General features: G+C 69.2%; 9 protein-coding genes. 6 read left to right on the top strand and 3 right to left on the bottom strand.

Translation table 11 applies throughout. The features are described 5' to 3' along the window. The first annotated feature begins 3 nt into the window (after positions 1–3). The 3 genes from LXN01_RS14300 to LXN01_RS14290 all read left to right on the top strand — a co-directional run bounded on the left by LXN01_RS14300 (position 4) and on the right by LXN01_RS14290 (position 3,430). Positions 4–1,191, top strand: coding sequence for an acyl-CoA dehydrogenase family protein (locus LXN01_RS14300; protein ID WP_236866157.1), 1,188 nt, complete (start codon positions 4–6; stop codon positions 1,189–1,191). A 142-nt stretch (positions 1,192–1,333) separates the two neighbouring features. Continuing rightward, positions 1,334–2,233: an NADP-dependent oxidoreductase gene (locus LXN01_RS14295; protein ID WP_236866155.1), complete on the top strand. Its 900-nt coding sequence runs from the start codon at positions 1,334–1,336 to the stop codon at positions 2,231–2,233. A gap of 138 nt (positions 2,234–2,371) precedes the next feature. Beyond that, positions 2,372–3,430 carry an alcohol dehydrogenase gene (locus tag LXN01_RS14290; RefSeq protein WP_236866153.1) on the top strand — a complete coding sequence of 353 codons (1,059 nt, stop codon included), beginning with the start codon at positions 2,372–2,374 and terminating at the stop codon, positions 3,428–3,430. A gap of 128 nt (positions 3,431–3,558) precedes the next feature. Here the strand turns inward: LXN01_RS14290 and LXN01_RS14285 are convergent, their stop codons facing one another. Next, on the bottom strand, positions 3,559–5,196 hold the full coding sequence (locus LXN01_RS14285; protein ID WP_236866151.1) for a thiamine pyrophosphate-binding protein: 1,638 nt from the start codon (positions 5,194–5,196) through the stop codon (positions 3,559–3,561). Positions 5,197–5,326: 130 nt separating this feature from the next. On the opposite strand from LXN01_RS14285, the gene LXN01_RS14280 reads away from it, so the two are divergent. Then, positions 5,327–7,042 carry a glycerol-3-phosphate dehydrogenase/oxidase gene (locus LXN01_RS14280; protein WP_236866149.1) on the top strand — a complete coding sequence of 572 codons (1,716 nt, stop codon included), beginning with the start codon at positions 5,327–5,329 and terminating at the stop codon, positions 7,040–7,042. 47 nt (positions 7,043–7,089) lie between these two features. Here the strand turns inward: LXN01_RS14280 and LXN01_RS14275 are convergent, their stop codons facing one another. Both LXN01_RS14275 and LXN01_RS14270 read right to left on the bottom strand, forming a co-directional pair. Next, positions 7,090–7,755, bottom strand: a complete 666-nt coding sequence (locus LXN01_RS14275; protein ID WP_236866147.1) for a 4a-hydroxytetrahydrobiopterin dehydratase — start codon at positions 7,753–7,755, stop codon at positions 7,090–7,092. A gap of 154 nt (positions 7,756–7,909) precedes the next feature. Continuing rightward, positions 7,910–8,494 (bottom strand): NADPH-dependent FMN reductase, encoded by a 585-nt coding sequence (locus LXN01_RS14270; protein ID WP_236866145.1) that lies wholly within the window; start codon positions 8,492–8,494, stop codon positions 7,910–7,912. Positions 8,495–8,864: 370 nt separating this feature from the next. Here LXN01_RS14270 and LXN01_RS14265 point away from each other — a divergent pair, with 370 nt between their 5' ends. Beyond that, on the top strand, positions 8,865–9,656 hold the full coding sequence (locus LXN01_RS14265; protein ID WP_236866143.1) for an enoyl-CoA hydratase/isomerase family protein: 792 nt from the start codon (positions 8,865–8,867) through the stop codon (positions 9,654–9,656). 16 nt (positions 9,657–9,672) lie between these two features. Further along, positions 9,673–11,580 (top strand): acyl-CoA dehydrogenase family protein, encoded by a 1,908-nt coding sequence (locus LXN01_RS14260; protein WP_236866140.1) that lies wholly within the window; start codon positions 9,673–9,675, stop codon positions 11,578–11,580. Positions 11,581–12,179 lie beyond the last annotated feature (599 nt).

The raw sequence follows: 12,179 nt of genomic DNA, 5'->3' as shown, positions 1-12,179 counted from the left end.
TCAATGACGCACAAGCCCCGTCCACGTCCGGATACTCCCCACTACATGACCGAGGACCGGCTCGAGCTGCAGAAGCTCGCGCGCCAGTTCGCGCGTGAGGTCGTGCTCCCGATCGCCAACGAGGTCGACCCGGAGGAGGGCGACTTCCCCCGCGACATGGTCCAGCAGATGGCGGACATGGGCTTCTTCGGCATCCTCATCCCGGAGGAGTACGGCGGGCTGGGTCTGGGCGTCTTCGAGTACTGCCTGGTGGCCGAGGAGCTCTCGCGCGCCTGGATGAGCGTGTCCGGGCTGCTCGCCCGCGGCAACGGGATGGGCGGCGGCTTCTCGCAGGAGCAGGAGGAGCGCCTGCTGCCCAAGGTCGCCACCGGCGAGTACCTCGGCGCGTTCGCCCTCTCCGAGGCGGAGGCCGGCTCCGATGTCGCCAATATCAAGTGCAAGGCCGAGCAGGACGCAACTACCGGCGAGTGGATCATCAACGGCACCAAGATGTGGTGCACCTACGCCGACCAGGCCGACTACATCATCCTCTTCGCCCGCACCGGGGTGGATCCGGATCCGACCAAGCGCCACCGCGGCATCTCGGCATTCCTCGTCGAGAAGGAGCGCGGCACGTTCCCCGAGGGGATGTCGGGCACCCCGGCCCGCAAGATCGGGTACTTCGGCTGGAAGACCTGGGACCTCAACTTCGACAACTTCCGGCTGCCGGCCGATGCCCTGCTCGGCGAGCAGGACAAGGGCTTCTACCAGGCCGTCTCCGGCCTGGAGGTCGGGCGTGCGCACACCGCGGCACGGTCGATCGGGCTGGCGCAGGCCGCGCTGGAGGACTCGATCGACTACATGCAGCAGCGCGTGCAGTTCAACCACAAGCTCGCCGACTTCCAGCACCTGCGGTTCAAGATCGCCGACATGGCCGCCCAGATCGAGGCCGCCCGGCAGCTGATGTACTCCGTGTGCACCAAGATCGACACCGGCGAGCGCTGCTCGAAGGAAGCCGCGATGGTCAAGTACTTCGCCGCCGAGATGTCCGAGCGGGTCACCAGCGAAGCCGTGCAGATCCACGGCGGCGCCGGCTACACCAAGGACTTCCCGGTCGAGCGGTACTGGCGCGACGCCCGCCTGACCAAGATCTTCGAGGGCTCCTCCGAGATCCAGATGCGCATCATCTCCGACGAGCTGCTCGGCCGGTGAGCGAGTGAGGCCCGGCGGCTGAGCCGGCAGGGCTCGGCCGGGCCGCACAGCGGTGCAACATCTTGACCGGGATCAAGGCGCCGGAGGGGGCACTGGGGTTGTCTGGACTCACATCACCACCAGCGCACCCGAAGGGATCACGATGACCACCACCTACGTCTTCACCGATTTCGGCTCCGCCGAGCACGAGCAGTTCTTCGAGGGCCCGACCCCGGAGCCCGGACCCGGGCAGCTCCTCATCGACGTCCGGGCCGCCGGCGTCAATCCGTACGACTGGAAGCTGCGGTCCGGCCTGTTCGGGCGCAAGGCCAAGCTTCCGCGCGCCATGGGCGTCGAGGCGGCAGGCGTGGTCCGGGCCGTCGGTCCCGACGTCGAGGGCTTCCCGGTGGGGACCGAGGTGGTCGGCACCGTGGCCAAGGGCTTCGGCGGCTACGCGGACCAGACCGTTCTCCGGGCCGCCGCCACGGTGGAGAAGCCTGCCGCGCTCAGCTTCACCGATGCCGCGGTGATGCCTGTGGCCGGAGTCACCGCCTACGACGGCACCCACCAGATCGAGCTCGAGCGGGGCCAGACCCTCGTCATCCTGGGGGCCGGCGGCGGAGTCGGCACGATCGCGACCCAGATCGGCGGGGTCCACAAGTTCAACGTGATCGGCGTTGCCGGCGAATCGAAGCAGGACTACCTGCGTGGCCTCGGCGCGACCCCGGTCGTCTACGGTCCGGGGCTGGCCGACCGGCTGCGGGCGGCGAGCTCGGGGACGATCGACCTGGTCCTCGACCTGGTGGGCGGCGACAGCCTGCGCGCAGCACTCGAGGTGGTGAGCGCAGACCGCATCATCACGACGGTCGATTCCGGAGCAGTCGCGGAGCACGGTGTGCTCGAGCTCCAGCACGACCCCGAGGCGTTGAAGAAGATCGTCGACGTCGCCTCCTACGGCCTCATCGACCCGCAGGTGACGGTCGTGCCGCTGGCCGAGGCCGGCCGCGCCGTCGCGGAGGTCGAAGGCGGGCATTCCACCGGCAACATCGTGCTCGTGCCCTGACCTCCCACCGCAGCCGAGCCGCGGCCGAGACCCCGATTTCAACTCTCCGAACAAACGGTCGACTTCCGCTCGACTTTGAACTCCCCGAGTGATGGAATGAGAGAGCCGAATAGGGAACAGCTGATCAAGGAGGATCATATGAAGGCATACACCGTGTCCGGACCAGGTGAGTCAGTCGAGGAGATGGAGCTGCCCACTCCGGAGCTCAAGGGCAGGGAAGTCCTCGTGAACATCACGCACACCGGCGTGTGCCACTCCGACGTGCACATGCAGGAGGGCTACTTCGATCTGGGAGCGGCCGGCAAGCTGCCGGTCACCGCCTCGGGCGTCGAGTACCCGGCCGTCTTCGGGCACGAGATCGTCGGCACCGTCAAGGCCGTCGGTCCCGATTCCAGTCTGCAGCCAGGCGACCAGCAGTACATCGTCTTCCCCTGGATCGGCTGCGGCGAGTGCCAGGCCTGCCGGGAGGATCGCGAGAACTACTGCCCGCGCCCCCGGAACCTCAGCGTGGCCCTCAAGGGCGGCTACGCGCATGAGGCCTGGGTGCCGGACGAGAAGTACCTCATCGAGCTCGGCGACCTCGACCCGGCATGGGGCGCGACGCTGGCGTGCTCGGGCGTGACCAGCTATTCGGCCGTCAACAAGGTGCTGCCGCGCGGTGACGAGGACATCGTGGCAGTGATCGGAGCCGGCGGCGTGGGCCTCATGGCAGTGGCGATGCTCAAGGCGCTGGGCCACAAGCAGATCGCCGCAGTCGACGTCAGCGACGAGAACCTCGAGAGCGCCAAGCAGCTCGGAGCCACGATCACCTTCAACTCCCGCGTCGAGAACCCGCTCGAGGGCCTCCTCGAGGCGACGGGCAAGAAGATCGCCGCCGCCATCGACTTCGTCAACAATGCGGGCACGGCGAGCATGGCACTCGGCGCGCTGCAGAAGGGCGGCAAGCTCGTCAGCGTCGGGCTGTTCGGCGGGGAGCACACCTACCCGACCTCGCTGCTGGCCCTGCAGGTCTTCACGATCGAGGGCAACTTCGTCGGCAGCCTCCCCGAGCTCAAGGAGCTGGTGGAGCTGGCCAAGACGAACGACCTGCCCAAGCTGCCGATCGAGGAGAAGCCGCTGACCGTGGAGAACATCAACTCCTCGCTCGAGGCCCTGGCCGCCGGCAAGTCCCGCGGCCGCACCGTGCTCGTCGCGTGACACTCGTCGCCTGACGCGCACTGCACGACTCGCGCCGCAGGACTCGCGCGAACGCGAACCGGCGCCGACCATCGAGGTCGGCGCCGGTTCGCGTTCGAGGGTGCCGCCGCGGGCTCGGCAGCTGCCGGTCAGTCGTCCATCGGCACGATCCCGGGCCGGTTCGCCACCTTCCCCGGATCGGCGACCACCTCGATGAGGAGGGGGAAGCGGCCGGCGCGGATCGCCTCGGCGGCGGGCTCCAGCTCGGCCATGCAGGTGGCGCGCACGGCGTGGGCACCCAGCGACTTCGCCACCTCGGCGAAGGAGGACCAGTCGATGAACGACTGCTCCGGGGACGAGCCGAACCACTTGAGCTTGAGGTATTCGGCGCCGTAGCACTGGTCGTTGAGCACCATCATCACCAGCGGCAGCCCGGCCCGCACCGCGGTGCCGAGCTCGACAATCCCCTGCATCGCGCCGCCGTCGCCCACGTACAGCGCGGTCGGCACGTCGTCGCGAGCAGCCGCTGCGCCGACGGCCGTCGCGGTGCCGAGCCCGATCGAGCCGAACGCGCCGGCGTAGATCCAGCGCGCGGGATCGACGGTGATGTGCGGCCAGGTCGAGTACACGAAGCGGCCGACGTCGCTGACCTGCACGGATCCCTCCGGCAGCACCGAGTTCAGCCAGCGGGTCGCGTCCCGCATGTCGATGAAGCCGTCACCGGTGGTCGACTCGTAGAGGTCTTTGGACTCGCGGTGCGGTGCTGCGGCGACCACGTCCATGTAGATGGCGCGCCTGGTCTCCAGCTCGGACTCCCGCAGGCGGTCGAGCAGCGCCTGCGCCATCGCGCGCGCATCCGCGAGCACCGCATGGTGCGCGGGGCCGTAGCCGCTGATCGCCCTCGGATCGACATCGGTCTGGATCAGGATCCGGTCGCGCAGCAGCGCGAAGCTGTCGGTCGTGTGGTGGTTGAGCGAGGCGCCGAAGGACATCACGATGTCGACATCGGCCATGTACTCGATCGCCGCCGGCGTCGACAGGGTGCCGTGGATCCCCAGGTTCTCCGGCTCGCCGTCGAAGAAGTCCTTGGCCAGCAGGGTGGTCATCACCGGGGCATTCACCGCCCGCGCCAGCTGCAGGATCGCCTCGCGAGCGCCCGAGGCGACCGCTCCCCGGCCGGCCACCAGCAGCGGCCGTTTGGCCGAGATCAGCAGGCCCAGCACCTCGTCGACGGATTCCGGGTCCGGCAGGAGCCGCCGCCCGTGCAGGGTGGGGATCCGCGGCGCGCGGTACTCGATCTCGGCCCGCAGGACGCCATAGGGGATGTCGAGGATGACGGGAGCGGACTCAGCTGCCGCGCGGGCGAAGGCGCGGTCGAGCATCGGCAGCAGCTCCGCCGGTGTGCGCACCTTGACGAAACCGGCACCGGCGAAGCGCGCGAAGCCCTCGATGTCCACATACTGGAAGTGGTCGTTGACTTCCGGGGTGGACCCCGCGAGCAGCACGAGCCCACTGCGGGAGCGGGCGGCTTCGGTGAGGGCGGTCAGGGTGTTCGTCAGCGCGGGACCGTGGGTGACGGAGACGACGGCGACCTCACCGGTCGCACGCGCCCAGCCGTCGCCCATCGACACCGCTCCCCCTTCGAGCGCCGCGGCGATGTAGCGCCCGCCCTCGCGCTCCATGAAGGCGCCCAGGTATCCCAGGTTCGCATCCCCCATCAGGCCGAACACCGGTCTGCCCGCCCGCTCCTCGGCCAAGTACTTCGCCACTGCTTCGAAAACCCTCATCGGTTCCTCTTCTCCCGGCCGTCAAAACGCACTACTGTTCGCTCGTTCATTGAATGTCAGAGGATCGGAAATGGCAAGACCGCGCGAATTGCTCACCGGAGCGCACAGGCGGCGTTGATAGTGTGGGCCGATGCGCACCGCTCACCTGAATCCCGATTCGCGCCGAGCAGCGCTGCGCAACCTGGCCCGCACCTCGGCGGCCACCCCGCTGGACATCCTCGTGGTCGGCGGGGGGATCACGGGCGCGGGGATCGCGTTCGACGCCGCCACGCGCGGCCTGGATGTGGGCATTCTGGAGGCCCGCGACTGGGCGTCCGGCACCTCCTCGCGATCCTCGAAGCTGGTGCACGGCGGGCTGCGCTACCTCGAGATGCTCGACTTCCCACTCGTCGCCGAGGCGCTCCACGAGCGGGATCTGCTCCTCACCCGGATCGCCCCGCACCTGGTGCGGCCCGTGTCCTTCGTGTTCCCGTTCGAGACGCTGCTCGCCGATCGGGCCTACATCGGCTCCGGCGTCACCCTCTACGACGTGATGGCCGCCCGGCTCGGGAAGCGGCGGGCGGTGCCCACTCACCGCCACCTCGGGCCCGGACGCCTTGCCGAGCGCTTCCCGGGCCTTGCCGCGGAGTACGGGGGCATCGAGTACTTCGACGCCCAGGTCGACGATGCCCGCCTCACCCAGCTGCTCGTCCGCTCCGCCGTCGGCCGCGGGGCCCTGGCCGCCAACTACGCCTCGGTCGTCGCCTACCTGCACGAGGATGATCAGGTGGTCGGCGTGCGTGCCCGCGACGAGGAGACCGGCGAGGAATTCGCCATCCGCGCCCACAGCACGATCCTGGCCACGAGCGTCTGGACCTCCCAGCAGCAGGCCGCGGCCGGCGCCGAGCGCGGCCTGCGGGTGCTCGCCTCGAAGGGGATCCACATCACCGTTCCGCGCGAGCGGATCGCGGGCCCACCCGGGACGGGGGTCATCACCCGGACCGACACCTCGGTGCTGTTCATCATCCCGTGGGGCGAGTGCTGGCTCATCGGCACCACGGACACGCCCTGGCACGAGGACGTCTCCCACCCGCTCGTCACCGCCACCGACATCGACCGGGTGCTCTCGGGCGCGAACGCCGTGCTCGCCGACCCGCTGACCCGTGAGGACGTCGTCGGCGCCTTCGCCGGCCTGCGCCCGCTGCTCCAGCCCGTGGCCGACACCGGTGACAGCACGCGCATCTCCCGCGAGCACGCGGTCAAGGAGATCGCGCCGGGACTCAGCGCGATCGCCGGCGGCAAGCTCACCACCTATCGGGTGATGGCCGCCGACGCTGTGGACTTCGCGGTCCGCAAGCGCTTTCCCCGGTCGCGTTCCCGCACGGAGACCGAGCCGCTGCTCGGCGCCGAGCACGTAGCGCTGTCCGCGCCCCGCCGGGAGGCGCTGACCACCGGCTACGGCTGGGACGAGTCGCGGTTCGAGCGGCTCGAGGGCCGCTACGGCTCCCTGCTCGCCGATCTGCTCGATCTGATCGACGACCGGCCCGGCCTCGCCTCGCCGCTGCCCGGCGCAGAGCACTGCGTGCAGGCCGAGGTCGTCTACGCCGCCCGCTCCGAGGGCGCCGTGCACCTGGAGGACGTTCTCCACCGCCGCTTGCGCCTGGAGTTCGAGGTCGCCGACCGGGGCGTGGCCGCCGCGCGCGCTGCCGCGGAGCTCGCGGCCGGAGAACTCGGGTGGGACGATGCCCGGATCACCGCCGAGGTGGACCGGTTCACCGCCGACGTCGAGCTCCGCCGTCGTGCGGAGACGGTCGCCACCGACGCCGAGGCGGTCGCTCTGCTGACCACCCGCGCGGGCACCGCCTAGTCGGAGTCTGCTCATCGGAGCAGGCTGGTCGGAGTCGGAGTCGGGCGTCAGCCCTCGACGCCGGCGTCCTCGCGGTCCAGGGCCGTGCAGATGCAGGCCTTGTTCCCGTCTCGATCCGCGAGCACGGTGAAGCTCGGCGCGTGGGAGGAGTCGACGACGGTGCCCCCGGACTTGACCGCTCGCCTGATGCGCTCCTCGGCCACGTCGGCCGGCACCCACACGTCGAGGTGGAAGCGCTGGCGGGGTTCTTGATGCTCGTCCGTGGGCTGGAACCACAGCATGGGGAGCCGGCCGGTCGCCTCGGCGACGATGTCACCGTCCCCGCCGATCTCGCCGTCGAGCACTGCCGCCCAGAACGGGGCGATCGACTGGGCGCGCGCGGTGTCGAGGGCGATCTCCAGCTCGGCGAGCTCCTCGGGCGCGGAGCGGATGTTCATGTCCGCCGCGATGTCCGAGATCTGCTGCGCCATCCGCAGATCGCGCTCCGTGATGCCGCCCGCGCTGTGGCTGATCAGGCCCATGTCGACGTGGAGGTAGCGCAGATCGACGTCGGGGTGATGATCGGCGGCCTCTGCCGCCTCGGCGACGGCATTCACGAAGCGCATCCCGGTGGCGAAGTCACCGGTGAGGAAACGGGCGTGGACCGCCTGGGAGAGCATCCGCCACTCCGGGGCGAGGGCATCGACGATGTGGTGCTTCTTGAGAATGTCCATGCCTCCGAGTATCGCCGCTGCCGGCTCCCTTGTCAGCGATATCGGTCGGCAGCTCCCGCGAAGGCCCCGGACAGCACGAGATCCCACGAGCCCTGGGCGGGTCCGTGGGATCTCGAATGCTGCGGTGCCGCCTATGCTCCGGCAGGCACGACGGTCACGCGCCGGCGGCGGCCTTCTCGGCGATCCGCTCGCGCACACCCTTGAGCGCCTCGCCCCACAGCACGAGGTCATCGACCATCGGGGTGAAGCTTTGGCTGGAGACCGCCTGCGGGGCGAACTTCCCGTCGGCGAAGTCGGTGAAGATACTGAACGAGGTCTGGTCGCGGACGGTCGCCATCTTCGTGTTGATGAGGATCAGCCGCAGGTGCTCGGCGGCGCGCACACCCTTGTCAGCACCGTAGTTCACGATCGCCCCGACCTTGTGGTTGAACTCGACAGCCACGTAGTCGAGGGCGTTCTTCAGGTTGCCCGGCACCGAGTGGTTGTACTCGGGGGTGACGAAGATGTAGCCGTCGAAATCGGCGAGCTTGGCGCCCCAGGCCTTGGTGTGGTCGTTCTGGTACATGTGGGCACCGGCCGGCACCGGCTCATCGAGCACGGGCAGGTTGAAGTCGTCGTAGCGGACGACCTCGGCCTCGACGTCGCCGCGCTGAGCGAGCTGCTCGGCAACCCAGTCCACGACCTGCGGGTTGAGGGCGTTCGGGCGGTTCGATCCTGCGATGATGGCGATCTTGAGCATTCAGTCTCTCCTGGTATGTCATGTCGAGCGGAAGTCAGCGCAGCGCCCTGCGACGCCACACTTCAGACAACTTGATTCAAGATTTAATAATTCCGGGCTCCAGTGCGAGGTGCGTCACAAGGATGCGCTCCGAGCCTTCGGAGAGTCGGTGCATTGACCGCCCGACCCACTCTGACCGCCTGGCACCGACTTCGGCCGCCTGGCCCACGATGACCTGCGGGGCTCGCTTTGACCGCCCGACCCCGTCGGAAATAGACTCCAGTTGAACTGAACGTTCGATCAGTCGGCGTTCATCAAGTCGTCCCTCCGGGCAGAGTCGCCTGCTGCAGCAGCGCAACTCTCCGCCCCACCGCGCAAAGGAGCACTGTTCATGGCCTCTCTGGGTTCTGAAGTCGACTATCTGGTGGAGGATGGCGTTGCCGTTCTCACTCTCAATCGTCCGGATCGCCGCAATGCCTTCAACCGGGCCATGCTGGCCGGATGGGCCGCCGCGATCGACACCGCGGCCGCTGATCCCGAGGTCAAGGTCCTGGTGATCACGGGTGCGGGCAAGGGGTTCTGCGCCGGGGTCGATCTGGAGGAGTTCGGCGGGGTGACCGAGACGCTTCAGCGGCGGGCCTACCTGGCCGACGACGTCCATGCGGTCGGGCGAGCGCTGGAGCATTTCGAGAAGCCCTACATCGCCGCGATCAACGGTGATGCGATCGGTGCGGGGATGGACATGGCGCTGATGGCCGATATCCGGCTGATCGCGGACACCGCGCGGCTGTCGCAGGGCTATGTGCGGGTCGGGCTGGTGCCCGGTGACGGCGGTGCGCACATGCTGCCGCGGATGGTCGGCGAGCAGCGGGCACTCGAGCTGATGTGGACCGGCAGGTTCATCGACGGTACGGAGGCGACCGAGCTGGGCATCACGATGGCCTCCCACCCGGCCGAGGAGCTGATGCCGGCGGTGATGGAGCTGGCGCGGCAGCTGGCGTCCGGCCCGCCGGTGGCGATCCGGACGATCAAGCGGCTGACGCGGATCGCGCGGACGCAGACGCTGACCGATCACCTGGTGCACGCGGCGGCCGAGCAGGCGGTCATCCAGTCGACGGAGGACTCCCGGGAGGCGGTGACCGCCTTCAAGGAGAAGCGGACTCCGCAGTTCCAGGGACGCTGAGAGGAGCAGAGACGCTATGAGTTCGAATGAGATCCGCACCCGCATCCGCGCCTTCCTCGACGAGCGGCTGGCTTCCGGGGCGTTCGCCCCGAAGGTCGACTGCTGGCTGCGCTCGGTGGACCACGACTTCTCCCGCGATCTGGGAGCGGCCGGATTCCTGGGCATGACGTGGCCGACCGAGCACGGCGGGGCCGGCAGACCCAACACCGACCGGCTGGCGCTGACCGAGGAGCTGCTGCGGGTCGGGGCACCCGTGACGGCCCACTGGATCGCCGAACGGCAGATCGGCCCAGCGGTGCTGCGTGCCGGCACCGAGCAGCTCAAGGCCGACATCCTGCCCGACATCATCGCCGGTCGTGCGGTGATCGGGTTGGGGATGAGCGAGCCGGAGGCCGGTTCGGACCTGGCCAGCGTCAAGACCCGAGCCGTGCCCGCCGAGGGCGGCTGGATCCTCAACGGGCACAAGATCTGGACCACCCAGGCCCACAACGCCACCGCGATGTACATCCTGGCCCGCACCTCGGTCGAGGACAAGAAGCACCAGGGGCTCAGCGAGTTCATCATCGATATGGACTCCCCCGGCATCGAGGTCTCCCCGATCGTCGACCTGGCGGGCGAGCACCACTTCAACGAGGTCCGCTACACCGACGTGTTCATCCCGGCCGACCGGTTGATCGGCACCGAGGGCGAGGGCTGGAAGCAGGTCATCGAGCAGCTCAGCTTCGAGCGCGGCGGGCCCGAACGGGCACTGTCGACCTGGGTGCTGATGCCGGAGCTGCTGGCCGAGGAGCAGCTGCGCACCGATGAGGGCGCCCAGCGCGACCTCGGTCAGATGGTGGCCACACTTGCCGGGCTGCGCCACATGTACCGCAGGATCGCCGCCGCCCTCGACGCCGGGCAGGCGCCCATCCGGCTGGCGGCGGCCTCGAAGTACCTCGGCAACACCTTCGAGAAGGACCTCATCGACGTCGCCCGGCGCCTCGTGCCGTGCCCGAGTGAGCCGCTGGCAGAGATGATCCAGCAGGCGCTGTGGGCCTCACCAGCCTTCGGCATCCGCGGCGGAGCCGAGGACGTGCTGCTGGGCATCGTGGCCAAGCTCGAACTGCCGCGGGACCTGAGCAAGGCCGATCCGGAACCGAAGCTGGCAGACCCCGATGCCCAGGAGCTCATCGAACTGGCCGCTCGAGTCGCCGGCGGCAGTCTGCTCGAGGTCAACCGGACGCCAGCCGGCACCGACCGGATGAAGGCCGTCGTCGAGGAACTCGGCTGGACGAGGGTCTCGATCCCCGAAACCGCCGGCGGATCCGGCGGCACGCTCACCAACGCGGCAACCATCGTGCGCGGGCTGGCGCGGCTCGGCGTCACCGCTGAGCTGCCCGAGCACCTCCTCGCTGCCCATGAGGGCAACGGGCTGGCCGGGCGAGCCCGTGACGCGCTGGCCGCGCTGCTCGACGCCGCGGTGCTCATCGGCGCAGCCGAAGGGGCGCTCGCGCTGACCACCCGGCACGTCATCGAGCGCGAGCAGTTCGGGGCGCCGCTGGCGACCATCCCGGCGGTCAAGACCTGGATCGCCCGGATGCGGATGCAGCTCGATCTCGCCATCGAAGCCTTCGACCGCGCCCTCGAGATCACCGGCGAGACACCCGAAGCCAAGGCCGGCGACGCCGAGGTGGCCGCCGCGTTCGCCGCCAAGGCCATCGCCGCCCAAGCCGGCGGACTCGTAGCGGCCCAGTCCCACCAGCTCCACGGCGGTATCGGCATCACCGCCGAATACCCCCTCCACCACCTGACCCAGCTGATCTGGGCCCGGCGCGACACCAACACCACCGAGCACCAGGCCCTCGTCGCACTCGGCAGCATGGCCCTGGCCGGCGGCGAACCCGTCATCTGGGACGTCCTCACCGACTCCGCACCGCGGGAGTAGTTCTCGGCTCCGCGGGAGTAGTCGCAGCGCTGAGCCGGTGAGGTCGGGGATCGATCGCATGCTGTGAGAACGACGGGTCAGAAGGGCGGCGGATCGTGATCGTCCTGGAGTCGCCGGCCTCCCGTGACGTCGAGTCCGGGTTCTTCGAAGGGCAGCTCGACGTCGGGTGAGTCCTCGTGGTTCGGTTCGGGCTGCTGATTCGCTGGTCGCGTCCCGTCGGATGGTCGGCCCGGTTCTGGGGGCGCACCGTTTCCTGGAGGCCCAGCATTTCGTGGTGCTGCTCCTCTTTCGGGAGGCCCGGCGTCGTCGGGAGGTCCGGGGTCGTCGGGAGGCTCGCCGGCCTTTACTGATGGTCTGTCGGCGTCCGGAGGTTCGGCAGTGCCTGTCGGCCCGCTGCAATCCGCTGGTCGGCCGTCCGGTGATTCTCCAGCGGCTGGCGGGGTGGTGAAGTGGTCGGCGTGGGCCTGATCGATGGGCCGATCAGGTGGATGGTCGTCGTGGATGATGCCGTGGGGCAGGAGCCAGCGGATGATCCCGTCGGGTCCGTGTTCCAGCCGAAGCTTCCCCCGCGTCTTGAGCTGGTGATGCCGTTTGCACAG

This window comes from Brevibacterium daeguense, assembly GCF_021729135.1.
Taxonomy (GTDB): Bacteria; Actinomycetota; Actinomycetes; order Actinomycetales; family Brevibacteriaceae; genus Brevibacterium; species Brevibacterium daeguense.
The sequence above is the reverse complement of the archived record's forward strand: the minus strand, read 5'-3'. Positions and strand labels throughout refer to the sequence as shown.

Excerpts from the sequence above, each read along its gene's own strand:
- LXN01_RS14300 (WP_236866157.1), top strand. The coding sequence starts at position 4 with ATGACGCACAAGCCCCGTCCACGTCCGGATACTCCCCACTACATGACC.
- LXN01_RS14295 (WP_236866155.1), top strand. The coding sequence starts at position 1,334 with ATGACCACCACCTACGTCTTCACCGATTTCGGCTCCGCCGAGCACGAG.
- LXN01_RS14290 (WP_236866153.1), top strand. The coding sequence starts at position 2,372 with ATGAAGGCATACACCGTGTCCGGACCAGGTGAGTCAGTCGAGGAGATG.
- LXN01_RS14285 (WP_236866151.1), bottom strand. The coding sequence starts at position 5,196 with ATGAGGGTTTTCGAAGCAGTGGCGAAGTACTTGGCCGAGGAGCGGGCG.
- LXN01_RS14280 (WP_236866149.1), top strand. The coding sequence starts at position 5,327 with ATGCGCACCGCTCACCTGAATCCCGATTCGCGCCGAGCAGCGCTGCGC.
- LXN01_RS14275 (WP_236866147.1), bottom strand. The coding sequence starts at position 7,755 with ATGGACATTCTCAAGAAGCACCACATCGTCGATGCCCTCGCCCCGGAG.
- LXN01_RS14270 (WP_236866145.1), bottom strand. The coding sequence starts at position 8,494 with ATGCTCAAGATCGCCATCATCGCAGGATCGAACCGCCCGAACGCCCTC.
- LXN01_RS14265 (WP_236866143.1), top strand. The coding sequence starts at position 8,865 with ATGGCCTCTCTGGGTTCTGAAGTCGACTATCTGGTGGAGGATGGCGTT.
- LXN01_RS14260 (WP_236866140.1), top strand. The coding sequence starts at position 9,673 with ATGAGTTCGAATGAGATCCGCACCCGCATCCGCGCCTTCCTCGACGAG.